Annotated in this window: 23 protein-coding genes and 3 tRNA genes; 8 read left to right on the top strand and 18 right to left on the bottom strand. The window is 52.9% G+C overall.

Translation table 11 applies throughout. From position 1 onward, the window contains the following. Positions 1-11: 11 nt before the first annotated feature. Genes HZ297_RS07170 through HZ297_RS07160 form a run of 3 tightly spaced genes read right to left on the bottom strand, consistent with a single transcriptional unit; the run spans position 12 to position 2,409 of the window. Positions 12-1,076: a succinylglutamate desuccinylase/aspartoacylase family protein gene (locus HZ297_RS07170; RefSeq protein ID WP_178862320.1), complete on the bottom strand. Its 1,065-nt coding sequence runs from the start codon at positions 1,074-1,076 to the stop codon at positions 12-14. After that, positions 1,076-1,990 (bottom strand): 30S ribosomal protein S6--L-glutamate ligase, encoded by a 915-nt coding sequence (gene rimK, locus HZ297_RS07165; RefSeq protein ID WP_178862319.1) that lies wholly within the window; start codon positions 1,988-1,990, stop codon positions 1,076-1,078. The genes HZ297_RS07170 and rimK overlap by 1 nt, the downstream gene beginning before the upstream one ends. Further along, complete coding sequence (locus HZ297_RS07160) at positions 1,990-2,409, bottom strand: ATP-dependent zinc protease family protein (RefSeq protein ID WP_178862452.1); 420 nt, start codon at positions 2,407-2,409, stop codon at positions 1,990-1,992. The genes rimK and HZ297_RS07160 overlap by 1 nt, the downstream gene beginning before the upstream one ends. Positions 2,410-2,612: 203 nt before the next feature. Between HZ297_RS07160 and HZ297_RS07155 the strand changes: the two genes are divergently transcribed. After that, positions 2,613-3,176 (top strand): hypothetical protein, encoded by a 564-nt coding sequence (locus HZ297_RS07155; RefSeq protein WP_178862318.1) that lies wholly within the window; start codon positions 2,613-2,615, stop codon positions 3,174-3,176. Positions 3,177-3,228: 52 nt separating this feature from the next. On the opposite strand, the gene HZ297_RS07150 is transcribed toward HZ297_RS07155, so the two are convergent. Both HZ297_RS07150 and HZ297_RS07145 read right to left on the bottom strand, forming a co-directional pair. After that, on the bottom strand, positions 3,229-4,311 hold the full coding sequence (locus HZ297_RS07150; RefSeq protein WP_178862317.1) for a sialidase family protein: 1,083 nt from the start codon (positions 4,309-4,311) through the stop codon (positions 3,229-3,231). A gap of 16 nt (positions 4,312-4,327) precedes the next feature. After that, positions 4,328-4,750: a CopD family protein gene (locus HZ297_RS07145; RefSeq protein ID WP_178862316.1), complete on the bottom strand. Its 423-nt coding sequence runs from the start codon at positions 4,748-4,750 to the stop codon at positions 4,328-4,330. 274 nt (positions 4,751-5,024) lie between these two features. Here HZ297_RS07145 and slyD point away from each other — a divergent pair, with 274 nt between their 5' ends. Then, positions 5,025-5,504 (top strand): peptidylprolyl isomerase, encoded by a 480-nt coding sequence (slyD, locus tag HZ297_RS07140; protein ID WP_218644571.1) that lies wholly within the window; start codon positions 5,025-5,027, stop codon positions 5,502-5,504. Positions 5,505-5,583: 79 nt separating this feature from the next. On the opposite strand, the gene HZ297_RS07135 is transcribed toward slyD, so the two are convergent. From HZ297_RS07135 to HZ297_RS07120, 4 genes are all read right to left on the bottom strand, one after another. Then, on the bottom strand, positions 5,584-6,348 hold the full coding sequence (locus tag HZ297_RS07135) for an Aq_1264-related membrane protein (protein WP_178862315.1): 765 nt from the start codon (positions 6,346-6,348) through the stop codon (positions 5,584-5,586). A gap of 85 nt (positions 6,349-6,433) precedes the next feature. Further along, positions 6,434-6,883, bottom strand: a complete 450-nt coding sequence (locus HZ297_RS07130; RefSeq protein ID WP_178862314.1) for a YcgN family cysteine cluster protein — start codon at positions 6,881-6,883, stop codon at positions 6,434-6,436. Positions 6,884-6,931: 48 nt separating this feature from the next. Beyond that, complete coding sequence (locus HZ297_RS07125) at positions 6,932-7,606, bottom strand: TIGR01621 family pseudouridine synthase (RefSeq protein ID WP_178862313.1); 675 nt, start codon at positions 7,604-7,606, stop codon at positions 6,932-6,934. Between the two features lie 47 nt (positions 7,607-7,653). After that, positions 7,654-8,760, bottom strand: a complete 1,107-nt coding sequence (locus HZ297_RS07120) for a DNA alkylation repair protein (protein WP_178862312.1) — start codon at positions 8,758-8,760, stop codon at positions 7,654-7,656. A gap of 160 nt (positions 8,761-8,920) precedes the next feature. On the opposite strand from HZ297_RS07120, the gene HZ297_RS07115 reads away from it, so the two are divergent. Both HZ297_RS07115 and HZ297_RS07110 read left to right on the top strand, forming a co-directional pair. Then, the gene (locus HZ297_RS07115) at positions 8,921-9,361 is read left to right on the top strand and encodes a hypothetical protein (protein ID WP_178862311.1); all 441 of its coding nucleotides are present in this window, start codon (positions 8,921-8,923) and stop codon (positions 9,359-9,361) included. 120 nt (positions 9,362-9,481) lie between these two features. Further along, the gene (locus HZ297_RS07110; RefSeq protein WP_178862310.1) at positions 9,482-10,660 is read left to right on the top strand and encodes a GNAT family N-acetyltransferase; all 1,179 of its coding nucleotides are present in this window, start codon (positions 9,482-9,484) and stop codon (positions 10,658-10,660) included. A 49-nt stretch (positions 10,661-10,709) separates the two neighbouring features. Here HZ297_RS07110 and minE read toward each other — a convergent pair whose 3' ends face one another. The 3 genes from minE to minC all read right to left on the bottom strand — a co-directional run bounded on the left by minE (position 10,710) and on the right by minC (position 12,583). Next, positions 10,710-10,970 carry a cell division topological specificity factor MinE gene (gene minE / locus HZ297_RS07105; protein WP_178862309.1) on the bottom strand — a complete coding sequence of 87 codons (261 nt, stop codon included), beginning with the start codon at positions 10,968-10,970 and terminating at the stop codon, positions 10,710-10,712. Between the two features lie 20 nt (positions 10,971-10,990). After that, on the bottom strand, positions 10,991-11,803 hold the full coding sequence (gene minD, locus HZ297_RS07100; RefSeq protein WP_178862308.1) for a septum site-determining protein MinD: 813 nt from the start codon (positions 11,801-11,803) through the stop codon (positions 10,991-10,993). An 81-nt stretch (positions 11,804-11,884) separates the two neighbouring features. Then, on the bottom strand, positions 11,885-12,583 hold the full coding sequence (gene minC, locus HZ297_RS07095; protein ID WP_178862307.1) for a septum site-determining protein MinC: 699 nt from the start codon (positions 12,581-12,583) through the stop codon (positions 11,885-11,887). A 245-nt stretch (positions 12,584-12,828) separates the two neighbouring features. Between minC and HZ297_RS07090 the strand changes: the two genes are divergently transcribed. Beyond that, on the top strand, positions 12,829-13,857 hold the full coding sequence (locus HZ297_RS07090) for a sensor domain-containing diguanylate cyclase (RefSeq protein ID WP_178862306.1): 1,029 nt from the start codon (positions 12,829-12,831) through the stop codon (positions 13,855-13,857). Between the two features lie 118 nt (positions 13,858-13,975). On the opposite strand, the gene HZ297_RS07085 is transcribed toward HZ297_RS07090, so the two are convergent. The 5 genes from HZ297_RS07085 to uvrC all read right to left on the bottom strand — a co-directional run bounded on the left by HZ297_RS07085 (position 13,976) and on the right by uvrC (position 17,041). After that, positions 13,976-14,062, bottom strand: a tRNA-Leu gene (locus HZ297_RS07085). 46 nt (positions 14,063-14,108) lie between these two features. Continuing rightward, positions 14,109-14,182, bottom strand: a tRNA-Cys gene (locus tag HZ297_RS07080). A gap of 6 nt (positions 14,183-14,188) precedes the next feature. Next, positions 14,189-14,264 (bottom strand) — tRNA-Gly (locus tag HZ297_RS07075). 127 nt (positions 14,265-14,391) lie between these two features. Further along, entirely contained in the window at positions 14,392-14,970 is a 579-nt protein-coding gene (gene pgsA / locus HZ297_RS07070) for a CDP-diacylglycerol--glycerol-3-phosphate 3-phosphatidyltransferase (protein ID WP_246261727.1), read from the bottom strand. A 118-nt stretch (positions 14,971-15,088) separates the two neighbouring features. Continuing rightward, positions 15,089-17,041 carry an excinuclease ABC subunit UvrC gene (uvrC, locus tag HZ297_RS07065; protein ID WP_246261725.1) on the bottom strand — a complete coding sequence of 651 codons (1,953 nt, stop codon included), beginning with the start codon at positions 17,039-17,041 and terminating at the stop codon, positions 15,089-15,091. A gap of 66 nt (positions 17,042-17,107) precedes the next feature. Here uvrC and sppA point away from each other — a divergent pair, with 66 nt between their 5' ends. Both sppA and HZ297_RS07055 read left to right on the top strand, forming a co-directional pair. Beyond that, on the top strand, positions 17,108-18,076 hold the full coding sequence (sppA, locus tag HZ297_RS07060; RefSeq protein ID WP_178862305.1) for a signal peptide peptidase SppA: 969 nt from the start codon (positions 17,108-17,110) through the stop codon (positions 18,074-18,076). Positions 18,077-18,395: 319 nt separating this feature from the next. Then, positions 18,396-19,970, top strand: coding sequence for a sensor domain-containing diguanylate cyclase (locus HZ297_RS07055; protein WP_178862304.1), 1,575 nt, complete (start codon positions 18,396-18,398; stop codon positions 19,968-19,970). A 173-nt stretch (positions 19,971-20,143) separates the two neighbouring features. On the opposite strand, the gene acnB is transcribed toward HZ297_RS07055, so the two are convergent. After that, a complete protein-coding gene (gene acnB / locus HZ297_RS07050; RefSeq protein ID WP_178862303.1) occupies positions 20,144-22,717 on the bottom strand; it encodes a bifunctional aconitate hydratase 2/2-methylisocitrate dehydratase in 2,574 nt (857 codons plus the stop codon). A 262-nt stretch (positions 22,718-22,979) separates the two neighbouring features. Here acnB and purB point away from each other — a divergent pair, with 262 nt between their 5' ends. Beyond that, the gene (purB, locus tag HZ297_RS07045; protein WP_178862302.1) at positions 22,980-24,380 is read left to right on the top strand and encodes an adenylosuccinate lyase; all 1,401 of its coding nucleotides are present in this window, start codon (positions 22,980-22,982) and stop codon (positions 24,378-24,380) included. Positions 24,381-24,402: the final 22 nt, after the last annotated feature.

Genomic DNA, 24,402 nt, shown 5'->3' with positions numbered 1-24,402 from the left:
AGGCCGGGTCATTACAGCGACGGAATATCATCCGTCGGGTAAGGCAGAATCGACTCGTCCAACATCTCCTCGTGAAACTCCTCGACCTTGCCCAGCGCGATATCGGTACGCGCAAACTTGGCAATGTGAAACAGCGCCTCGCCCTCATTCACCAACGGCATCTTCATCTGGCCGATCACCAGACCGCTGTACGGTGAATAGACCTCCACCTCGGTTTCGCCAAACGGATCGGAAACCACGCCAATCAAGGTTTTATTGGCCTGTACGCGCTGGCCGTCGCCGACCAGTGAACGGAAAATACCGCTGTGCGGCGCTCTGACCCAGAAACTGGAGCGCGCCACCACCGGTTGCATCTGTTTTATGTGTTTGCGGCGCGACGGCGCCAACATCTGCAGCTCACGCATAACGTTCAAAATGCCGTGAACGCCGGCGCGAATCGACACCTCATCAAACCGCAAGGCTTCGCCCGCCTCATACAACAAAATCGGTATGCCGCGCTTGACCGCCGCCGCACGCAAAGAACCGTCACGCAAGTTGGAATTGAGCATCAAAGGCGCACCAAACGCCTGCGCCATACGGCGTGTGCAGTCGTCGTCCAGATCGGCGCGGATTTGCGGCAGATTGCTGCGGTTGATTGCGCCGGTGTGTAAATCGATGCCGTGAGTGGACTTGCTGACAATTTCATTCAGGAAGATATTCGCCAAGCGTCCAGCAATGGAACCAGAACTTGAGCCGGGAAAGCTGCGGTTTAAATCGCGTCTGTCGGGCAGATAGCGGCTGTGGTTGATAAAACCGTGCAAATTGACAATCGGCACGGTAATCAAGGTGCCTTTCAAGCGCTCCAGCGCCTTCACTTTCAACAAGCGGCGGATGATCTCCACCCCGTTGAGTTCGTCGCCGTGAATGGCGGCACTGATAAACAGCACCGGGCCGGATTGTTTGCCGCACCACACCTGCACCGGCATGGTCAGCTCACTATGCGTGTAGAGTTTGCCGATGGTCAGATCAATGGTGCGGCGCGTGCCGGGGGTGACCGTGACCCCGCCGATGGTGATGGGCGCATTGCGCTTAGGCATCAGCCATGCCCTTTGGTGCGCGTGCGGTTGCGCTGGTGTTTCTGTGCATTCTTCTCGATGAACTCGATAATCATGCCGGCAATATCCTTGCCGGTGGCGCCTTCAATGCCTTCCAATCCGGGGGAGGAGTTCACTTCCATGACCACCGGCCCGTGATTGGAGCGCAGCAGATCCACTCCGCAGACGTTCAATCCCATGATCTTCGCCGCATTGACGGCAGTGGCGCGCTCCGCCGCCGTGATTTTCACCAGATGCGCACTGCCGCCCTGATGCAGGTTAGAGCGGAACTCGCCCTCCTTGCCCTGGCGTTTCATGGCCGCAATCACCTTGCCGCCGACCACAAACGCGCGAATATCCGCGCCGCCCGCTTCCTTAATGAATTCCTGCACCAGAATATTGGCCTTCAGGCCGTTAAACGCCTGAATAACGCTGGTCGCCGCCGAATGGGTGTCCGCCAATACCACCCCCACGCCCTGCGTGCCTTCCAACAATTTGATAACCACCGGCGCGCCGCCGACCGTTTTAAGCAGATCATCGACATCATCCGGCGAGTGTGCAAACCCTGTCACCGGCAGGCCAACGCCTTTGCGCGACAGCAGCTGCAGGCTGCGCAGCTTGTCGCGCGAGCGGGTGATCGCCACCGATTCGTTCAACGGAAAGACATTCATCATTTCAAACTGGCGCAATACCGCGGTACCGTAAAACGTTACCGAAGCACCGATTCGCGGAATCACGGCGTCAAACCCTTCCAGCACCTTACCTTTGTAATGAATCTCCGGATTGACCGAGTTGATATTCATATAACAACGTAACACATCAATCACCTGCACCTCATGGCCGCGCAATTCCGCCGCCTCCACCAAACGCCGGGTGGAATAGAGTTTCGGCCCTCTTGAAAGAATGGCGATTTTCATTATTTTTTTCCTTGTAAAAAAGATTGGTGAGGTGCAACGACAAAGTGTCCTTCACGCAACGCGGTTCGTCCCAAAAGCATCTTAAACGCCATGGTGTCGCGACTGGTCAAGGAGATGGCAATTTTAAAACATTGTTCACCGATCTGAACATCACTCTCGATAAAATATCTTTCGCTGACATTGCCGCTGGAATCGGTCACGGCACGCACATCCTGCACCTTGGCTTCACAGACCTGCACTTTGCTTAGGTCGTCCTCATCGATGTGAATGTAAAAACGCACCCAGCGCTCACCGTCGCGTTGAAACTCATCCACCTCAAAGGCATGCAGAGCTGAATTTTTGGCGCCGGTATCGACCTTGCACTGCAGCCTTTCTATCCCCAGCTCCGGCAAAGCCACCCATTCGCGCCAACCCACCATCTGTGTCACCTTTCTCTCCTCTCAAGCTTCTCTTTAAATAAAATTTATGCGTTTAGCCGTATTTTACTATCAATGCCGTCAAAGACGGAGTCTGCGTCCATATCCCATGCGGCTAAATCGTAAGCGGATAACTTTAAAAAGCCGCCCGCTATCCCCATAATAGGCAAATCGTTCTTCACTTTAAACCCGGCATTCTTTTTATTATGAATAAATTTTTGTTTAGCAAACCCGGCCTGCTGATTATTTTCGGCGCGGTTTTCAGCTGGTCGATCTGGTTCTACCTGGATACCTATCGGGCCTCCAACGCCCTATCCGACAAGGCCGCCGTGTCTCCGGCATCATCGCAAACCGCACCATCAACACCCGCCCTTGGCAGTAAACCGAGCGGGACGGACGCAACGCCAACCGATTTGCCAAATGCAACCAAACCCGCTTCACAGCCGCTTAACCTGCAACTCGAGCATCTGTCAGCACCCTTAGGCAGCCAGCAGCCGGAAAAAGCGCGCAGCATACCGCTGCATGAAGGCCCTAAGCGCCCCGAAACAGCAAAACTTCCAGATTCACCAAGCGAAAACTCCCTGTTGCCGGACCGCTCCAAACCTTCGGAAAACGGCGTCATTTACGGCTACGAAGGCAAAGAAGAAGAGAGCCACAAGGTGACAATCGGCATTCATCAGGATGATGTCACCGTCAAAACGCAAATCAAGGCAGGCGAGAAGGACAGCGAAGTGCAAGGCATCGAGATTGAAGTCAAATTGCCAAAATAACCCGTTCCACTCTGCCGATGCGGCAACACCACCATGCGGGGCGTTATCCGCGTTATTTTCCGAGAATGGCGCTCTCGGCAATCTCCAGTTTCAACTGGCTTTGCATGGTGGTAATCCATAACTTGCCGGGTTCGACCTCACACACATAGGGATAACTGAGCCAGGCTTTATCGCATTGCGCAATCACAACCGGACAAGACCAACTCAGCCCCTCATCTTCCGAATAGCAAATCGCCAGCTCCTCCCTGAACCAGGAGGCGGCCACCTCCGAGAAGAGACCGCCTCGCCGGAATTTTTCGGCTCTGCGTGTTTCATCCAGCAGCGATTGCAACGGATTGTAGGTCAACAGCAAACGCCCCGATTTGAGGCATGTAAGCATCCCCGGCGAACTCGAGGCGGCCAGTCCGGGATGAATTTCCGTCCAGGTCAAACCGCTGTCCGCCGAATAGGCATGCCAGAACCAGTCCTGATTGGTGCGAATGCAATACCAAACCCGGCCATCAGCCAACTGCGCCAGGGTTCCCTCATAACACCCGCCGTGATGGCCGCGCCCGCCGATATCCAGGCGGTTACTGGCCTGCCAGGTTTGCCCCTCATCCTTGGACAGCAGTGTCAACGCATAATGCCGCCCGTTGTCATAATCCAGGTTCTGGCTGGAAAGCAGCACCGTGCCGTCGTGCAACTGAATTGCGCTGGTCATGGCAGCGGCATAACCGCGCAGCACCCGTTGCGGCGCCTCCCAGCTACGCCCGCCATCCAAACTGCGTGTGATCCAGTGGTGCAGAAAGGTGTTTTTGGTCGGCAGATTGGTTTTGCGATGCCAATTGAAGTGGCTTTGCGCCATATTGGCAAACGACAGAATCAAGACCCCCGATCGCAGACAAAGCAATGAACGCGAATTGCTGCACTCAAACCCGGCCTGTTGAAAAATCGGATAGCGCCGCCAGCTTTTGCCTGAATCGGCTGAAATACACGCCTCATTTTGATCCAAACCGACCAGTTCGCCCTTGGCATTGCGCACAAAAGGCCCGAGCGGCGCACCGACTAGAGGAACAGCCTGGTCATGAAGATAGACCGGGGCATCGGTTTTCGGCGCCAGACTGAAATCAAGTTGCAGAGATACGCAGATCCGCATTATCTATTCCCAGCCATTAAAAGGGTTTAACCACCACCAGAATCAGAATCACGATGGTCAGCAACAGCGGAATCTCGTTGGCCCAGCGGTAATAAACGCCGCTGTGATCCAGATGCCCTTCCTGCATCTCCTGCATGCGGCGCTTGGTCCACAGGTGGTAAGCCAGCATCAGTCCCACAAACACCAGCTTGGCATGCAACCAACCCATGCCCGCCGCCAACGGGAAATACGCCAGCCACAACCACAAACCGCTGCCGATCGCCAGCATCATCATTATCGTCATGAAACCGTAGAGTTTCTTGGCCATAATGGCCAGGCGCGCCACATCCTGCCCCGCCTCCTTGCCTTCCACAAAATGCACGAAGATACGCGGCAGATAAAAAATGCCCGCCATCCACGACATCATAAACAGAATATGAAACGTTTTTAACCACAACATAAACAAGCTCTCCCTTCGAGTCACTCTAAGCCAAAAATTCGCAGTTTACCAATACAAGCTGTATGATAACGGCTTTATTATTTTTAATACAATCAGAGAGCCTTGCACGAGGTGGTTGCGCGAATAAAAATGGTTAAAAATCGCCTGATTTTTGTTGAAAAACTTGCCAATAGCTCGCTATTAGCTGCGTTTTTCGCCTCAATCAGACAATTTTTTCCTCATTTTTCTTTTGCGCCCCACTCGTGCAAAGCTCTCATGCAAACTAGGATAGATTATGACTATTGCAAACGACAAGGTCGCATTGATCGAATACACCCTTACCAACGAAGCCGGTGAAACTCTGGATGCTTCGGAAGGCCAACCATTGGCTTATCTGCACGGCTACGGCAATTTGATTCCTGGTTTGGAAAAAGAACTGGAAGGCAAAAAAGTCGGTGATAAATTCACTGCGACCATTCCTGCCGCCGAAGCCTACGGCGAGCGTCACCCTGAGTTGGTGCAAACCGTTCCAAGCACCATGTTCCAAGGGGTGGACGAACTGGAAGTGGGAATGCGTTTTCAAGCCCAGTCTGAGCAAGGCATGCATTCGGTAGAAATCACCGCAATCGACGGCGACCAGATCACGGTTGACGGCAACCACCCTCTGGCGGGCATGCCGCTAACGTTTGAAGTGGAAGTGGTTGGCGTGCGCGATGCCACTGAAGAAGAATTGGACCACGGCCATGCGCACGGTGACGGCGGGCATCACCACTGATTCACACGCAAAGCTGCACAATAAAAAAGGGCATCATGGATGCCTTTTTTTTCATCTAATTCTTCCGACAAATAAGGCGCTAGTCCGCCTTATCCGTCCAGGTGTTTTCATCCGAACCCTGTCCGCGCCAAGGCATGACCCACATCTGATAGAGTGAGGTGAACATCATCACAGCCGAGGCCATGCTGTACCCGAAACCGCCGACAATCACCAGATAGGCGAAGTTGGGATTGAGTTTGGTAAGCCACCAGGAGGCGATATCAACAATCAGAAACGCAAACGGCGTGAAGATCAGCAGGGCCTTCACCCATTTAGGGAAGCCCACCGCCATCGAGAAAATCAGGCCGATGAAAAAGAAAATGAAGGCAATGCCGAAAAGATGGATATGCGAGACGCGCGTCAGCGAACCCACCTCCGCACCGTGATCCACCTCGGCAATCGGCTGCATGACTTCGAGCTTTGCCACATTCGGCAGACCGGGCATATGGGCGTGGCACATCGCGCACTTGGCTTCCACAATCGGCTTGATGGTTGGCTCCCACTCGGCTGCCGGGGCACCGTCACGCGCCCATTTGATCAAAATCAGCTTCTCCTGGGGGGTCGCCTTATCGCTCATGGAGCCGTTGAGTTTGCTTTCCAGCTTGGAACCGGTACGGTTACCGTAGTAGCTGTAGACAATATCATTCACCGACAAGCCGAATTTGCCGTCGGCCATGCCGTGCGTCAGCATAATCTGCCCGCCGGCCATCAGCAACCCCAAGCCGGCCACCAGCAAATAGCCGGTGAATAACGCTCTCACCGACAAAGACAAACTTGGCAAATTCAGCCATGTAACCGTTTTCATCTCTATTCCTTACTATCCGTAATTTGACGCAAGCACTATGGTAATCAAAAGCAAAGCGGTTACCAATTTAATTCCATAAAATTATTTAAGGATTATCGATAAGGAAATCTTCATAATCCAAACGACCGTTGTCCACCACCACCCGTATGGCATGTATCCCCTGCTTGGCCTGTTTGACCGAATCGACCTGGCCGCTGACCAGCGGATGCCAGTCGGGCAGCGGTTGACGGCGATAAATCAAACGGTAGGCGCAACTATCCGGCAGCCAATCGAATTCGGCGACACGCTCTTTGGTCAACTGCACACAGCTCGGAACATTGGTGGAGCGGTTGGCGTAGTCGCTGCAGCGCCCCGTGGCAATATCCGAATAAGCGCAGATGACCCGCGTGTAGACGATTTCGTCGGTCTCCTCGTCCTGCAGCTTATTCAGACAGCATAGTCCGCAGCCGTCGCATAAAGATTCCCACTCCTGCTGCGTCATTTCCTCAAGGGTTTTCGCTTCCCAAAACGGCAACTGTGCAGATACATCACTCATAACATTCTCATTCAAATCAGCTTACAACCCGTTAAAAAAATTAAAAAATTAAAAACATTCCCACGGCCTGCTCCAGGCCTGTAATTGCGTCTGGCATAAGGGCGACAAAAACCGCGCACCGCTTAACGGCAACTGCACAAAAACCTGCTCCTCACCCTGCCAGACAAAACGCAGCGCATAGGCGTGCAGATATCCCCTGTCTTCGTGGCGCGCTTCTTCCAGCGGGGCGTAACGCTTATCCCCGCAAATGGGCGATCCCAGACTTTTCAGCGCCACACGCAACTGATGCGTCCGTCCCGTCAAAGGCTTCAGCAAAAACAACCGCCAGCCCGGCTCCACGGCAGCGCTGATAAAACGTGTAATCGCCGGATTATCCATGCTCTGACTCAGTTTCCAACTGCCGCGCCGCGCCGGCTGCATATCCCCTTTGATCCAGCCCTGCTTTTTCTTAGGCTTGTGGTTGGCGAGCGCCACATAGTATTTTTCAATCTGCTGCGACTCAAACAAGCGCTGAAACTCCCGTGCGGCTTCCTTATGGGTGGCCAACAGCAGCAGTCCCGAGGTCATCTTGTCGAGGCGATGCACCGGAAATAGCGTTTTATCGGGCCACTGCGCCTGCAATTGCACCACCAGACCGGCTTCCTCTTCGGAATGCATGCCGATGCCCGGCGGCTTATGCACCACGATAAAATCCGGATGTTCAAAGATAACGGGAATCTGCATAGCACAACAAACGCAAAATTGACTAAACGGTTATTATCGCACGCCTGTCAAGTCGGTGGCGAGTTGTCGGCAAGCAGCTCGAACTCGGCCGCCGCCAGCACCTTGCCGTTGACAATCAATTCGATGCTATGCGCCCCCGGATAGTGCCGCCGGGTGATCAGGTTCTTAAAGACATGCCGGCAGTCAAAACGCTTTTGCGTATCGGCATAGCGGCCTTCGGCGATCTTAAATACCTTGCGCCTTGAGCGCGGCCGGCTCGCGGGAGAGGACGCGAAATCGATCGCATATTCCAGGCGCAGCAGCCCGAGCGGTCGGTCTTTACTCTGTAATACAAACGAGAAGTTAAGCTGACCTGTCGGCGTGACCGTCGAATCGCACCGCCAGTCATGCACCCAATCAAACGGCACGGCGGGATAGCCTATCAAAGACAGGGCGCGTGGCTCGCCCTGTTTGAGCAATGTGCGCAAAGCGTGCTTGGCAATCCATTGCGTCGCCGCCGGCACGCGCTCATCCGTCTGCAGCCAGCGACTCAAGGTATCGAGCACCCATTCGGCCTGGCCTTTGGAAAAATCATTCAGTAAATTGGCAACGCTTTTGCGCACATAACCACTGCTGTCGGCTTTTAAATGTTCGATGATCGGTTCAACCAATTTCGGCTGCGCCTCGACCCACGGCAAATTCGCCGCCCAGGGCAAACGCGGTCGCACGCCCTCACTGGCCAAGCGCCGCTGGTGTTCGTCGTCGCTGAGCGCCCAGCGCTGCATCTGCTCAAGGGTTTGTTGCGGATAATACTGCAAGAAAGCTCTAATCGCATATTCGGAGGTTGATCCCCGGGTAAAAAAACCGAGTGCCGCAAATGAGCGCGCCGGATCGTGCAGCCCATAGCGCGCCACATAGTCGGGAAAGATCAGATGAAACAACCCGCCGAACTCCTGCGAAACCGGCTTTAGTTGCTGCAGCCCGTCGCCATAAGGCATAGCAAGATGGCGCTGCATCATCTCGCTTATATGCGCGACGCGTTGCAGCAGACTTCTTTCGTGCCATTGGCTATCGAACACACTTTGCGTGAAGTCCGTTACCGGAAAATCCACCACCTGGCGTTGCAGGGCCTGTGCCAGCATTCCGACGCTCTGCGGGTTAAATTGTTCTTTCAATATTTTTATCATTTACTTTATAAACAATAGGTTAAATGCGTTTTTACAATATTCTTACAACTTGGCACGCAGCTTGATAACACCCAGTATAAACCGTGAACTTTTGTCTTGTAACGTCAAAAAGTTGACACTCAAAAACCCCGCAGCCAAGGAGCACCGCATGGCTTACACCAACACTCAGCAGAACCTGCAAACCTGTTTGGAGTTTATCGACCAGCGCCTTGAAAAAGGCCCGGAACAGACCTTTCGTATCGCAGAGATGATTATCGAAGACATCAAACAGCTTACCAAAGCGTATCCGGATGCGCTGCGTCACGGCGATCTGGCGCAGCATCTGGAACGGGTACGCAAGACCCAGATGAACTGGGTCAATCAGCTGCATGACTTGATCCAGCAGCAGGAAAATCTGGACCTCAATCGCGAAGTGATGAGCTCGATGTACCACTTTGTTAATACGCTCAACCAAAACACCTTGAAAAGCGTCCATTTTGAGTTGCCGAGCGCGCTGCAATCCCAAGCGGCACATGAACCTCTGGAACCGCAGGAACGCGACCTGCTGCTGGGCCAGGGTTCGCTTTTTGAAGCCGATAACCTGCATTGATTTGCCCGACACCCGGCCTGTTCACTTTTAAAAGCACTTGAATCGGACTTGGATTTACCCTATAAATTCAAGTCCACGCAAGGATTTCAGCGCTTAAAGCGCTTAACTTAGGGTTTTACCGTGTCGGATGCCTCTTTTGAATACCGTTTTCACCAACGATTGGCCGAACTGCCTGCCGATGCATGGAATCGCCTGATCGCTGACGGCAATCCGTTTGTAAACCACCACTTTCTCAACGCGATGGAGCAGCACGGTTGCGTGGGCGAACGCTACGGCTGGCTGCCCTGTCATCTCAGCGTGCATCAACACCAACGTCTGGTCGCCGCCGTTCCCTTATACATCAAAACCAACTCCTACGGCGAATTCGTCTTCGACCACAGCTGGGCGCAAGCCTGGCAACAGGTTGGTTTGCCCTATTTTCCCAAATTGGTCACGGCGGTGCCTTACAGTCCTGTGACCGGGCCGCGTTTTTTATTGGCCCCCGAGTTATCCGAGCCACAAAAATCAACCTTAACCGCTTTCTGCATCGAAAAAATCCAGCAGTTCGTGCAGCAACATAACCTGAGCGGCTGGCACATTTTGTTTGCCGAAAAAACTCAACAGGCCGGGTTGGCGACGCGTAGCGACATGCTATTGCGCCACGACTGCCATTTTCACTGGTTTAACCGGCATTACAGCGACTTTAACGATTTTCTACAGGCGCTCACCCCCAAAAAACGCAAGAACATCCGCCAGGAACGTGCGCATCTTGCCAAAATCGGCATAAGATTAAGACAACTGGACGGCCACAGCGCCAGCGACGAGGACTGGGAAAATTTCGCCTATTTTTACCATAAAACCTTCAGCGAAAAGATGAGTCTGGCCACTTTTAATGCCGCCTTTTTCAAGGCGGTGGCGCAAGCCCTGCCCGACCAGGTTTTGCTGGTATTGGCCGACACTGCCGCCGGAGAATGCGTGGGCGGCGCTTTAATGTACCGCAGCGACCAGGTTCTCTACGGCCGCCATTGGGGCTGCAAGGAGGAGATCAAATTCCTGCACTTTGAGGCCTGTTACTACCAGGGCATCGAGTATGCCATTCAACATGGACTGGAACAGTTTGAGCCGGGCGCCGGCGGCGAACACAAGATTGCCCGCGGCTTTGTACCGGTGATCACCCAATCGGCACATTGGCTGCGATTCAACCCTTTCCCGGAAGGCATCGAACACTTCTTAAGCGAAGAAGAACACATGATTAGGCGCTATTACGCGGAATGCCTGACGCACTCCCCTTATGCAAATGGAGCGGCCGACAGCCAATAAAAAACCCGGATAAACCGGGTCTTAAATGCACATACAACGCATCGCGGTGTTAACGGTTGTGTTCCGGCAACACCAGATTCAGTTCCAGCACTTCAAAGCCGTTGGCTTCGTCCACTGAAATCTGCAGTTTTTCGTCGTCGATGTCGACATACTTGGCAATCACCGCCAAAATCTCTTCGCGCATTTTCGGCAGATAATCCGGCGCATTGCGCTCGGAACGCTCATGCGCCAATAGAATCTGTAAACGGTCTTTGGCCAGATTTGCGGATTTTTTCTTACGCTGTCCCAGCAGGTAATCGAGTAGCGCCATGGTTTCCTCCTATTACTTGCTTATTTTCCAAAGAGCTTTTTGAACAGCCCTTTCTTTTCAGCGGTCAAGAAACGATGTTCAATCTCTTCACCCAAGAAACGCTCGACAATATCCTTATAAGCCTGCGAAGCGGCCGATTTGTCTTCCATAATCACCGGCATCCCCGAGTTGGAGGCATTCAGGACGTCTTCCGACTCCGGTACCGCGCCGAGCAGCTTCACACTCAACAGATCAATCACGTCATCCACCGACAGCATTTCGCCCGCCTCAACCCGGCTTGGGTTGTAACGCGTCAATACCAGGTGTTCTACAATCGGCGCTTCGCCTTTTTCGGCACGGCGCGATTTGGCCTGCAAGATGCCCAGGATACGGTCGGAGTCACGCACCGAAGAAACTTCGGGGTTGGTCACAATCAAGGCTTCATCGGCAAAATACAGAGCAAGCTGCGCGCCCTTTTCGATCCCGGCCGGCGAGTCGCAGATAATGTAGTCAAACCCGGCTTCTTTAAGCTGCTCGATAACACGCTCAACGCCTTCCTGGGTCAACGCATCCTTATCACGCGTTTGCGACGCCGCCAGGATATAAAGGTTGGGAATGCGCTTGTCTTTGATCAACGCCTGCTGCAAAGAGGCTTCGCCCTGCACCACGTTGACGAAATCGTAGACCACGCGGCGCTCACACCCCATAATCAAATCCAGATTACGCAGACCCACGTCAAAATCGATGACCGCCACCTTGTAGCCTTTAAGGGCCAAACCGGTAGAAAAACTGGCACTGGTTGTGGTTTTACCCACCCCTCCTTTACCGGAGGTAACAACAACAACGCGAGACACTCTGACTCCTTTCTATTTTCTGCTTTGAAACGGCGGGCATCTTTCAGCGTGCCCGCCTTTCCATCTTATAAATTCGACGTATTAGCTTAACATTTTGAATTGCAGTTGGTCATTCAATAATGCGATTTCGACAAAACCATTTTTGTGTGCGGGGGCGATGTCTTCCGCCAACTGATACAGCCCGGCAATACACACCAGTTCGGGGTCGATTTTCTGGGCGAAAATCCGCGCACCGGTTTCACCCTGCGAACCGGCAAATACCTTGCCGCGGATGGTGCCGTAGACATGCACATTACCGTCCGCGATAATTTCCGCACCCGGATTGACCGAGCCCAGCACAATCAAATCGCGGTCTTTGGCATAAATCTGCTGGCCGGAACGCACTGCATGATTCACCACCAACGCCGTCTTCAACCCGGCCTGTTCAGTTTGCGCGGCGGCGGGTTTGGATTCCTCCTGCGGGCGCTTCTTGGCCTTTACTTCTTCGTTGAAAATCGCCAGGCCGGCATATTTGGCCTGTTCCTTGATGGCCTCGTCCTGCGTGCGGATGCCGATCGGTACCATTCCCTTCTGATGCAAAAACTCCACCAGCAACGCCAGCAGCATCGGTTCTAGCTTTTCAACCTGAGGTTCCAGAACGACGGGGATTCCCACAAAAAAATCCGGTGCTTGCGAGACTTTTTTATTGAGCGCCTCTTTGAGCGCGTCCATATCATTGCTGTAAATTTTAAGAACGGTGAGCGAGAGGATAGACCCTTTCAGGTCAATAACTTTATTCATGATGTGATGACTATGTTGTTATATGGACAAAACAGAGCGGAAGACACGCCGCAGGCGCAGTGCACCCCCAACTGAAGGGTGGAGTTTACTGGAGCCTTCAAGGCCTGTCAATGCACGTGATTGCGTGCTTTGCAGTATCAGGATACAAGGAGGCGTTCTGCAAAAAATTTAGACTAAAGCGTAAACAATCATTAGTATAGGAAGATAAGTGCATAGTTTTGCAACTCACCGGTAAAGGGATCGTCATGTCGAATCATTATTCACACACAACCCTTGAACAGGCTGAAAAGACCCTCTACTTCATACTCGATATCATCAATGAAGGCATCTGGGACTGGAATGCCAAAAACGGCAAAGTCATCCGCAGCGCCGGGTGGTTCCGTATGCTCGGCTATCCCATCGGCGAACTGCCCGAAGACGTCATCACCTGGGAAAACATCATCCATCCCGAAGACTATCAACGGGTCATGGCGCACTTTGAAGACTACCTTGAAGGACGCTGCGACGTCTACCGCATCCAGTACCGCTGTAAAAAATCCGACGGCGATTATCTATGGGTTGAAGACAGCGGCAAAATCGTCGAACGCTCAACCACCGGCAAGGTGATGCGCATGATCGGTGCCCACAGCAATATTCATGACCTCAAAACCGCGCTCATCGAACTGGAAGAGAAAAACCAGCTGCTCAGCAGTGACAATGCCAAACTCAAGGCTCTAACCAAAAACCATACCAGCAAACTGCAGCATCTCAATCAGCAGCTTGAACAAAAAGTCCAAACAGCCGAATACAACGCTAACCACGATATGCTGACCGGCCTGTTCAACCGCCGCCGCTTTGAAGAACAACTCGAAATTGAAATCCAGCGAACCCAACGCTATCAGCAGCCCCTCAGCCTGATGCTGCTTGACATTGATTACTTCAAGCTGATCAACGACCGTCTTGGCCACAAAACCGGCGATTTGGCCCTGCAAAAGCTCGCGCAACTGCTGAACGCACATACCCGCAGCAATGATTTTCCCGCACGCTGGGGAGGCGAAGAATTCATTATCATTCTGCCCAATACCGACCTGTCTGCAGCGCTACGCGATGCCGAAAGACTGCGCCGGGAAATCGCCGATGCGGAATTACTTCCAAACCTCAAACTGACCTGTAGTTTCGGTGTGACCACTTACCAAGCCGGAGACTCACTGGACAACCTCTTCAACCGCGTTGACCGCGCACTCTACCTGGCTAAGGAAAACAGCCGCAATAACGTACAAACCGTCAATGATTAGCAGCGGATTGAAAAATTCGGCCACCAAAAAAGCGATAACGCCAAACGCAACGGTTTGAAGTCTATAGAGATTTAATTAAGAGAAGTCTATCGGGGAAATCAAGTGTAAAGACGAGAAATGGTGCCCAGGGCCGGGGTCGAACCGGCACGGTGTTTCCACCGAGGGATTTTAAGTCCCTTGCGTCTACCTATTTCGCCACCTGGGCATGACATAAGCACCAAGGTGCCAGATACAGAGCAATCGAAGGAAAATGGAGGCGGAACCCGGAATCGAACCGAGGTAGATGGATTTGCAATCCACTGCATAGCCACTTTGCTATTCCGCCATATTTTGGAGCGGGAAACGAGACTCGAACTCGCGACCCCAACCTTGGCAAGGTTGTGCTCTACCAACTGAGCTATTCCCGCTTGATGTTGGCGTATTATAGGGGTTTATTGCTTAACGTCAAGGGATTTGTGTCAAGAAACTGTAATTTTCTGGAGGCGTTTTTGCGTCCGATCCGGCCTGCCGAAAAGCCAACAGGCCGGGTTGTTTCTAACTCTTTGATTCTGTTGAACGCAGGATTTCAGGCAAGGCGGCACGCATATATTGCACCCAGGTAATCAGCGTCAGGACGGCCGCAAAATAGAGCATCGGAAAACCCAGCTCGCCCCAGTTGACGCCCCATAACTCGCCGCCGTAAAGCAGCCAGGTCAAAGCCGCCAACTGCGAGGCGGTTTTGATTTTACCCAATTTTGAAACAGCCACGACTTCACGGGCGTTGTTTTCCGCCATCCATTCGCGCAGCGCGGAAATGCCGATTTCACGCATCAGAATGATGATGGCCGAGAGAATCACCAATAAGTTGTCATGGTACTCTGCCGCTACCACCACCAGCGCCGCGCCCACAATCAACTTGTCGGCCACCGGATCCAGAAACGCGCCCAGCTTGCTGTCAGAGCCGAGTTTTCTGGCCAGAAACCCGTCAAACCAGTCGGTAATCGCCGCGATCATAAACGCCAGACCGGCCCAAAAACGCGCGTCTTCAATCGGTGCGTAATAACAGATCAGAAAAACCGGAATCAAAACGACGCGCGACCACGTCATCATCATGGGAAGGGATTGCAGATTCATGGAAAGAAAAACGTCCTTAAACACTAGTAGTGGGCATTGTACGTTAAAGGCGGGTTAACGCATACCGTTGTCAATAAAAATTAAATCGTTTGTTGCGCGCGGACAAATTCAGCGCGATTCACAGTGCGCCATGAAAAAAGTCATAGATGCGCTGCGCCTTATCCAGACTGATCCCCTTGACCTTGCGCAACTCCTGCACCGAGGCGTTTTTGACCTCCGCCAGACCGCCGAAATGCAGCAGCAGGGCCTTGCGCGTTTTAGGACCGATCCCCTCGATGTCCTCCAGCGCGGAGTGGGTCTGTAATTTGGTGCGTTTGGCGCGGTGCGAGGTGATGGCGAAACGGTGCGCTTCGTCGCGGATGTGGTTAATCAGATGCAGCGCCACATCATCCGCCTCCAAATCGATACCCTCCTCATTATAAGGAGTGTAGAGTATTTCCAGCCCCGCTTTGCGCCCTTCGCCCTTGGCCACCGAAACCAGCGGAATCATCTCGAGCTCCAGCCCTTTCAACACATCAATCGCCTGATTGAGCTGGCCTTTACCGCCGTCCACCACAATCAGGTCGGGCAGCACCGCGCCCTCTTTGGCCAAACGGCTATAGCGCCGCTGCAACGCCTGGTGCATGGCTGCATAATCATCGCCGCCCTGAATGCCTTCGATATTGAATTTGCGGTAATCGCGGCTACTCGGCACGCCGTCTTTAAACACCACACAACTGGCCACCGTCTGCGCGCCTTGGGTGTGGCTGATGTCAAAACACTCCATGTAATTCGGCGCTTTAGGCAACGCCAGCGCTTCCTGCAAGGCCCGCACCCGTTCAAACTGCGACGCTTTCTGGCTCAAATGCTGTTTCAAACCGCTGGTTGCATTGGTTTGAGCCAACTGCATCAGGCCTTTGGCGGTCTGCTGCGCGGGCAACTGTAACTTGACTTTTTGACCGCGTTTCTCGCTCAGCCACGCCTCTAGCACTTTCTGCTCCGTCAATTTCTCCGGCACCAATAGCTGTGCCGGCACCGGATGCGCCTCGTAATGCTGACTGATAAAGGCGCTCAAAACCGCATCACGGTCAACTCCGGTTTCCGCAAATTCCAGCTGTTTGGGGTAAAAATGTTCGCTGCCCCACAGATTGCCGCCGCGATACATCATTAAACAGACGCAAACCTGCCCCGCCGCTTCACTCAACGCAATCACATCCATATCGCGGTTGCCCGGCTGATTAATCAGATGCTGGCTCTGGACGGCACGCAGCGCGGAAATCTTGTCGCGCAAGCGGGCGGCCTGCTCAAACGCCAAGGCCTCGGCGGCCTGCTCCATCTGCTTGCCCAATTCCTCAATCACATCAAAGCTTTTTCCCTGCAAAAACATCAGGGTATGACGCACATCCTGCGCATATTCCTGTTGCGTGACCAGCCCTTCCACACAAGGGCCGGAACAGCGTTTGATCTGGTATTGCAGACACGGCCGCGAACGATGGTTGAAGACACTTTCGGCGCACTGGCGCACCGGAAAAATCTTTTGCAGTGCCTGCAAGGTTTGATGCACCGCGGCCGCATTCGGGAACGGGCCAAAGTATTCCCCTACCCGGCGTTTGGCGCCACGATGATAGCTTAATGAAGGAAAAGCCTTGCCAGTCGAAACATAGATATACGGATACGACTTGTCATCGCGAAACAGAATGTTGTATTTGGGTTTATGACGTTTGATCAGCGTGTTCTCAAGAATCAAGGCCTCGCTTTCGGTATCGGTCACCGTTACCTCGATGGCGGCCACCTGCTTGACCATACGTGCGGTTTTGATTTCGTCGTGCGACTTCTTGAAATAACTGGATACGCGGCGCTTGAGATTTTTAGCCTTGCCCACATAGATAATCTTGCCCGCCGCATTGAGCATACGATAGACGCCGGGCCGCTCTGTCAACTGCTTGAGAAAAGCCTCGATATTAAAATCTTCATAGACTTTGTCATCTGCATCACAGTTGGCTTCTTCCGTGTTTTCGTCGTCGGAAAAACTCAACAGGCCGGGTTCGGCCGCATCGTCTACCAGCATTTTTTTGTCGGATGGTTGGGTCATAAGATTTATCAGGGTAAAATGGCGCAAAGCTATACAATCAACGACCTGTATTATAAAGGATAAAACATGGAAACTGGCCCTCAAAACGACACCTCTCAGCAAGATCCGCAAGGTTTCAAACGTCTTGCCTCTGCCGTGGAATCACTGGTCAAACAGGAACGCTGGACGCGCCGGGTCGCCAACTTCCTCAAACTGGCGGTGGCCGCCTACATCCTGTTTTTCATTTTTATCGCCATTGAAAACATGAACAATCTCGAAGACCTGGAGTCTTTGGCCGACGGCAAGGAACATGCCGCCATTATCAAACTCGACGGCCCGATTATGCCCGGAACACTGACCAGTGCCGAAATGATCAACCCGCTGCTGGAAAAAGCGTTCTCCAATCCCTCCAGCAAAGCGGTCATTATTCAGGCCAATTCACCCGGCGGCAGCCCGGTACAGTCGGCCCTCATCAATGACGAAATCACCCGCCTGAAAACCCTTTACCAAAAACCGGTTTATGTCGTGGTTGAAGACCTGTGCGCGTCGGGCTGCTACTACATCGCCGTGGCGGCTGACGCCATCTACGCCAATAAGGGTTCCATTGTCGGCTCTATCGGCGTGCGCATGGACAGCTTCGGCTTTACCGGCCTGATGGAAAAAATGGGTATCGAAAACCGTTCGATGCACGCCGGCGAACACAAAACCTTTATCAATCCGTTTGCCGAAAAAGACGAAGAGGGCCGCAAATTCTTCCAAGAACGCATTTTGGAACGCACCCATCAGCAGTTCATCCAGGCGGTACGTGACGGCCGCGGCGAGCGTCTTAAAGAAAACAAACAGACCTTTACCGGCTTGGTTTGGCTCGGCGATGAAGCCGTGCAAAACGGCCTGATCGACGGTTTGGGGGACATGGGTTCGGTACAACGCGATATTGTCGGCGTTGACCATAGCCGTCTTTATGAATCGGAAAAAACCCTGTTTGAGCAGCTGATGGGCGATCTGGGCGCGGAAACCGCCACCCGCCTGGGCAGCTATCTGTACACGCTAAAATAACCAACCACACCAAAACGGCCGGAGCTTACCCCCTCTTAAGCCCTATGCTTAGCCGTCGCAAGCGCGCCACACCGTTCTTTGGAGCTGGCGCACTTGCAACATCGCAGGCCGAGCGCCGTTATTCCTTTCCATACCTTGATTAAAACGCGCATAAACCGACCTTTACGCAACTTATCGGCTATAATACCCAGTATTTTAACCATGATTTTCAGCGGCTTACGCCATTTTACGGCGCCTTACTCACGCTTTAATGACTGAACATCACGGCAACACCCGGCTTAACAACGACATTCAGGTAACAAGGTTCGCTAACACGCCAATGCCTATTGCACACTTTCAGAACACATCGCCGCTCAAGCAGTTTCTAGCACGGCATTTTGCCAAGCTGGTCGCCATCGGGGCGTTTGTGGTTCTCAGCCTAATCAGCCTGACCATCATTTACCAAAACTATCAGGCGCAAAAACAACGCCTCATCAACTACTCCGCCTCCCTGAGTCAAAACAGCTTCAACTCCAGCAAAGAGGCGCTGTCACTGACGGCACGCAGCATCTTCATCAGCGCCATTTTCAAGGACGAGATTTTTAAACTCATGGCCGAGGCCTATCATGGCGACCAAGCCACACGTGACGCTGTACGCCGCGAACTCTACCTCAAGCTCTATCCAACCTACCAGATGCTGCGCAATGAAAATCTGCGCCAACTGCACTTTCACCTGCCCAATGCGGTGAGTTTTCTACGTTTTCACCGCCCGGATAAATTCGGCGACGATCTCTCCGGCGTACGTCCGACCATTATGGCGGTCAATCAAACCCGCGAACCGGTCACCGGCTTTGAAGAAGGCCGCATCTACAACGGCTTTAGACACGTCTATCCCATTCGCTACAAAAACGAATTCGTCGGCACCGTTGAAATCTCCTTCTCGGTCGACTCCATCTTCGAACTCGTGCTCCACAACCATGTCGAATACAGCGCCATATTGCTCAAGCGCAAGGCTATCGAACAAAAAGTCTTTGCCGATGAACTCTCCAATTACGAGGCTTCAACCATCGATGACGACCTGCTGCGCGACAAAAAAATCAAGGGATTTCACGCCGGCACCGCCACGCTGGACGAAAACACGCTACAGCAGATTAATGCCGCCATTCGCCCGCAATTTCAGCGCAACTGCGAACGCTGCAGCTTTGTCACCCAGATAGGCGCCAAACACTACCTCACCCACCTATACAGCCTGCAGGACTTTACCGGTCAAAAAATCGGCTATATCGTCAACTACCATGAAGAGCCGGCCTTGGGTACGCTCAATAAAAGTTATCTCGAAGTGCTGGCCGTCAACGAAGTGCTGTTACTGCTTATCAGCGGGCTGATTTTCTTCTATGCCCGCAGCCTCATGTCGCAGCAGCAAACCCTAAAACGTCTGGCCAATATCGACTCGCTCACCGGCGTACTCAACCGCCACGCTTTTAAAAAGGCCCTGCATGAAAACATGGCCAAAAATCGTGCGCACAACAACCCCTTGAGCGTCATCTTCTTCGACATCGACCACTTCAAATCAATCAATGACAACCACGGTCATTTAATGGGTGATGAAGTGCTCAAATACCTCACCCTGCTGATCCGTGACGGCATCACCCATAACGACATCTTTGCGCGTTGGGGCGGTGAAGAGTTTGTGATTCTGCTACCCAACACCTCTTTCACCGTGGCGCAAACCATTGCCGAACGCCTGCGCAAACGCATCGAACTGCAACAGCATTTTAGCTTCACCATCACCTCCAGCTTCGGCGTCACCAGCCTACGCGATGATGACTCCACTGAAAGCCTGCTGCAACGTGCCGACCAGCTGCTATACGATTCAAAACGCCTTGGCCGCAACTGTATCACCGCGCATACCTAAAAAAGCCATCGCCGCAAAGCGATAAAAGTCATGATAAAAAATCATAAAGGTGTCGTAACGGCTACAAAAAAGCCCGCTTGAGTCCATAAACTCAAGCGGGCTTTGTGCTTTTTAGTGTCTGTAAAAACTGAACAGGCCGGGTACCCGGCCTGTTCAGTTTAATTGGCCGCTAATCAGGCAACGGCCACACCGATATCCGACAACTTCTTGGGCGACACCACTTCGTAATCCGCCATCTCGTCGAATTGCAGGTAACGGTAAACATCACCGGTCATCGTATCCAGCTTGGCCACCGCTTGCATGTATTCAGCCACGGTCGGAATCTTGCCGACCGCAGCACACACCGCCGCCAGTTCGGCAGAACCCAGATACACGTTAGCGCCGTTACCCAAACGGTTCGGGAAGTTACGCGTTGAGGTCGAGAACACCGTGGCGCCGTCCGCCACACGCGCCTGGTTACCCATGCACAATGAACAGCCTGGCATCTCGGTACGCGCACCGACCTTACCGAAGATACTGTAATAGCCCTCTTCGATCAACTGACGCTCGTCCATTTTAGTTGGCGGCGCAATCCACAGACGGGTCGGCACATTGCTCATGCCTTCCATGACCTTGCCGGCGGCGCGGTAGTGACCGATGTTGGTCATACATGAGCCGATAAAGACCTCATCGATCTTGTCGCCGGCGACCTCCGACAACAGTTTGACGTCATCCGGATCGTTCGGGCAGGCCACAATCGGCTCTTTGATGTCCGCCAGATCGATTTCAATCACTTCAGCATACTGGGCGTCCGCATCCGCTTCGAGCAGTTGTGGATTATCGATCCACTTCTGCATCTCGTCTCGGCGGCGCAACAGTGTACGTGCATCCTGATAACCGTTCTCCACCATCCAGTCGATCAACGCCATGTTCGACTTCAGGTATTCGATAATCGGCTCTTTGCCCAATTTGACCACACAACCGTTGGCGGAACGTTCCGCAGACGCATCCGACAATTCAAACGCTTGCTCAACTTTCAAATGCTCCAGACCTTCGATTTCCAACACGCGGCCGTTAAAAACGTTTTTCTTGCCTTTCTTCTCGACCGTCAACAGCCCTTTCTGAATCGCCGCGTAAGGAATCGCATTCACCAGATCACGCAGTGTGATGCCCGGTTGCATTTTGCCTTTAAAGCGCACCAATACCGACTCCGGCATATTCAACGGCATCACGCCCAAGGTCGCCGCAAACGCCACCAGACCCGAACCCGCAGGGAAGGAAATACCAATCGGGAAACGCGTGTGCGAGTCACCGCCGGTCCCCACCGTGTCCGGCAACAACAGGCGGTTCAACCAGGAGTGGATAACCCCGTCACCCGGACGCAACGCCACACCGCCACGGCTCGTCATAAACTCCGGCAGCGAGTGTTGCAGTTTAATATCAACTGGTTTTGGATAAGCCGCCGTATGGCAGAAAGACTGCATCACCAGATCGGCAGAGAAGCCCAGACAGGCCAGTTCCTTCATCTCATCGCGCGTCATCGCGCCGGTGGTGTCCTGAGAACCGACCGTCGTCATGTGCGGTTCGCAATACATGCCAGGGCGCACGCCTTCAATGCCACACGCCTTGCCGACCATCTTCTGCGCCAAGGTATAACCGTGATCCGCCTGCGACTTGTCCTGCGGACGGATAAAGACATCGGACGGTTCCATCCCCAGGGATTTACGCGCCTTGTCGGTCAAACCGCGGCCGATAATCAACGGCACACGCCCGCCGGCGCGCACTTCGTCCGGCATGGTGTCCGGCGCCAATTCAAACGTAGAAATGGTTTCGCCCGCGGCATTGGTAATCTTACCGGCGTAGGGGTGAATGGTAATCACGTCCCCCATATTCATCGCAGACACATCACATTCGATCGGCAAAGAACCGGAGTCTTCTGCCGTGTTAAAGAAGATTGGCGCGATCTTGCCGCCCAGTACCACACCGCCCTGGCGCTTGTTCGGCACAAACGGAATGTCATCCCCGAAGAACCACATGACCGAGTTCATCGCCGATTTACGCGAAGAACCGGTACCGACCACGTCGCCCACATAAGCAACCGGATGGCCCTTGGCTTTCAACTGTTCAATCGTGCCTTGCACATCATCCATACGTGCTGCCAGCATCTCCTTGGCGTGCAATGGAATATCCGGACGCGACCAGGCCGCTGTGGCTGGAGACAGATCGTCGGTGTTGGTTTCGCCATCTACTTTAAAAACTGTAACGGTAATGCTTTCAGGCATAGCCGGCTTGTTCAGGAACCACTCGGCGTTTGCCCACGATTGCATGACCTTTTGCGCATAAGCATTGGTTTTGGCTTTGTCTGCCACATCATGGTAGTTATCGTAAACCAGCAGGGTTTTTGACAGCGCTTCAACCGCCGCTTCGGCGACGGCCGCATTGCTGCTGTCGAGCAGGTCGATCAACGGCTGGACGTTGTAACCACCCAGCATGGTGCCCAACAGGAAAGTCGCCTGTTCCGGTGCAATCAACGCCACCTCGATGCTCTCTTTGGCCACATCCGCCAAAAAACTCGCTTTAACGTAAGAAGCCTCGTCGACCCCAGGCGGTACGCGGTTGCTCAACAAATCCAAAACAAACGCCTCTTCGCCCGCCGGTGGGTTTTTGATCAGTTCAACCAATTGCGCGGTCTGTTCTGCATTGAGTGGTAAAGGTGGAATCCCTTCAGCAGCACGCTCGGCAACGTGGTTACGATAGGCTTCTAACATAGATGAAGTCTCCTAAAAGCTAAGAATAAGAAATGAATTGCGCTATAATACCACACCATTATTTACAGACAAATTTACAACAGCGAGTTTTGCACGAGTGGGGCGCGCAGCAAAAATGAGGGAAAATTTGACTGATTAAGGCTGGAAACGCGGCCAATAGCCAGCTATTGGCAAGTTTTTGAACGAAAATCAGGTGAATTTTAACCATTTTTACTCGTGCAGCCACCTCGTGCGAAGCTCTCAAAACATAGGGTTAGCGAAAATGTTACTGTCAGAATTGACCGCAATTTCTCCGGTAGATGGGCGTTACGGCGCGCGTTTAGGCAACTTGAAAGCGATCTTCAGCGAGTTCGGTTTGATCAAAAACCGTGTTAAGGTCGAAGTCTTCTGGTTACGCATGTTGGCCAACCATCCCGGTATCGAAGAAGTTCCGGCGCTAAGCAGTGACGCGCAAGCCCATATGATGAAACTGGTGGACGAGTTCACACTGGAAATGGCACAACGCGTCAAGGAAATCGAAAGAACCACCAACCACGACGTTAAAGCGGTTGAATACCTGATTAAAGAACACTTCGCCTCTAACGCCGAATTGAGCGCAGTTTCCGAGTTTGTGCACTTTGCCTGTACCTCGGAAGACATCAACAACTTGGCTTACGCGCTCATGTTGAAAGACGCCCGCGCCGATATCATCGTGCCGGAAATGCAAGCTGTCACTGACCGCATCGCGCAAATGGCAACCGATATGGCCGACATCCCGATGATGTCACGCACTCACGGTCAGCCAGCCTCTCCGACCACGGCCGGTAAAGAGTTCGCCAACGTCGCCTACCGTTTGCAACGTCAGATCAAACAGCTGATGAACGTACAACTTCTAGGCAAAATCAACGGTGCCACCGGTAACTTCAACGCCCACTTGGCAGCGTACCCTCAAGTTAACTGGTATGAACTGTCTGAACAGTTCGTACAAAGCTTGGGTCTGGCATGGAACCCATACACTATCCAGATCGAACCGCATGACTATATCGCCGAATACTTCCATGCAATGCAGCGTTTCAACACTATCCTGATCGACTTCGACCGTGACGTATGGGGCTACATCGCACTAGGCTTCTTCAAACAGAAAACCGTGGCCGGCGAAATCGGCTCTTCGGCCATGCCGCACAAGGTTAACCCGATCGACTTCGAAAACTCCGAAGGCAACTTGGGCATTGCCAACGCCATTTTCGATCATTTGGGTCAAAAACTGCCTATCTCTCGCTGGCAGCGTGACCTGACGGATTCGACCGTACTGCGTAACTTGGGTGTTGGTGTGGCGCACACTATGATCTCCCTGCAAGCGACCATGAAAGGTTTGAGTAAACTGGAAGTGAATGCGCAAGCGATGGCCGACGACCTGAACAACAACTGGGAAGTCTTGGCGGAAGCCATTCAAACCGTCATGCGCCGCTATGCGTTTGAAAAACCTTATGAGCGCCTGAAAGACCTGACCCGTGGTCAGCGCGTCAATAAAGAGATCATGCAAAACTTTATCGACGGCCTGGAAGGACTTCCTGCTGACGCCAAAGAATATCTGCGCAACCTGACACCTGCCAGCTATATTGGTAACGCGGCACAACAGGCCGCCAATATCGAATTGGCATTGACTATGCTCAAAGGCAGATAATCAAACCGCCAATTAAACCCTT

Source organism: Thiomicrorhabdus cannonii (assembly GCF_013391695.1).
Taxonomy (GTDB): Bacteria; Pseudomonadota; Gammaproteobacteria; order Thiomicrospirales; family Thiomicrospiraceae; genus Thiomicrorhabdus; species Thiomicrorhabdus cannonii.
Note: the sequence above shows the minus strand (reverse complement) of the source record. Positions and strands in the feature narration are given on the sequence as shown.

Excerpts from the sequence above, each read along its gene's own strand:
- HZ297_RS07130 (WP_178862314.1), bottom strand. The coding sequence starts at position 6,883 with ATGAGTGATGTATCTGCACAGTTGCCGTTTTGGGAAGCGAAAACCCTT.
- minC (WP_178862307.1), bottom strand. The coding sequence starts at position 12,583 with ATGAATAAAGTTATTGACCTGAAAGGGTCTATCCTCTCGCTCACCGTT.
- sppA (WP_178862305.1), top strand. The coding sequence starts at position 17,108 with ATGGAAACTGGCCCTCAAAACGACACCTCTCAGCAAGATCCGCAAGGT.
- HZ297_RS07115 (WP_178862311.1), top strand. The coding sequence starts at position 8,921 with ATGGCTTACACCAACACTCAGCAGAACCTGCAAACCTGTTTGGAGTTT.
- HZ297_RS07155 (WP_178862318.1), top strand. The coding sequence starts at position 2,613 with ATGAATAAATTTTTGTTTAGCAAACCCGGCCTGCTGATTATTTTCGGC.
- acnB (WP_178862303.1), bottom strand. The coding sequence starts at position 22,717 with ATGTTAGAAGCCTATCGTAACCACGTTGCCGAGCGTGCTGCTGAAGGG.
- HZ297_RS07055 (WP_178862304.1), top strand. The coding sequence starts at position 18,396 with ATGCCTATTGCACACTTTCAGAACACATCGCCGCTCAAGCAGTTTCTA.
- HZ297_RS07145 (WP_178862316.1), bottom strand. The coding sequence starts at position 4,750 with ATGTTGTGGTTAAAAACGTTTCATATTCTGTTTATGATGTCGTGGATG.
- purB (WP_178862302.1), top strand. The coding sequence starts at position 22,980 with ATGTTACTGTCAGAATTGACCGCAATTTCTCCGGTAGATGGGCGTTAC.
- HZ297_RS07150 (WP_178862317.1), bottom strand. The coding sequence starts at position 4,311 with ATGCGGATCTGCGTATCTCTGCAACTTGATTTCAGTCTGGCGCCGAAA.
- HZ297_RS07170 (WP_178862320.1), bottom strand. The coding sequence starts at position 1,076 with ATGCCTAAGCGCAATGCGCCCATCACCATCGGCGGGGTCACGGTCACC.
- uvrC (WP_246261725.1), bottom strand. The coding sequence starts at position 17,041 with ATGACCCAACCATCCGACAAAAAAATGCTGGTAGACGATGCGGCCGAA.
- HZ297_RS07090 (WP_178862306.1), top strand. The coding sequence starts at position 12,829 with ATGTCGAATCATTATTCACACACAACCCTTGAACAGGCTGAAAAGACC.
- HZ297_RS07160 (WP_178862452.1), bottom strand. The coding sequence starts at position 2,409 with ATGGTGGGTTGGCGCGAATGGGTGGCTTTGCCGGAGCTGGGGATAGAA.
- slyD (WP_218644571.1), top strand. The coding sequence starts at position 5,025 with ATGACTATTGCAAACGACAAGGTCGCATTGATCGAATACACCCTTACC.
- HZ297_RS07135 (WP_178862315.1), bottom strand. The coding sequence starts at position 6,348 with ATGAAAACGGTTACATGGCTGAATTTGCCAAGTTTGTCTTTGTCGGTG.
- HZ297_RS07125 (WP_178862313.1), bottom strand. The coding sequence starts at position 7,606 with ATGCAGATTCCCGTTATCTTTGAACATCCGGATTTTATCGTGGTGCAT.
- rimK (WP_178862319.1), bottom strand. The coding sequence starts at position 1,990 with ATGAAAATCGCCATTCTTTCAAGAGGGCCGAAACTCTATTCCACCCGG.
- pgsA (WP_246261727.1), bottom strand. The coding sequence starts at position 14,970 with ATGAATCTGCAATCCCTTCCCATGATGATGACGTGGTCGCGCGTCGTT.
- minE (WP_178862309.1), bottom strand. The coding sequence starts at position 10,970 with ATGGCGCTACTCGATTACCTGCTGGGACAGCGTAAGAAAAAATCCGCA.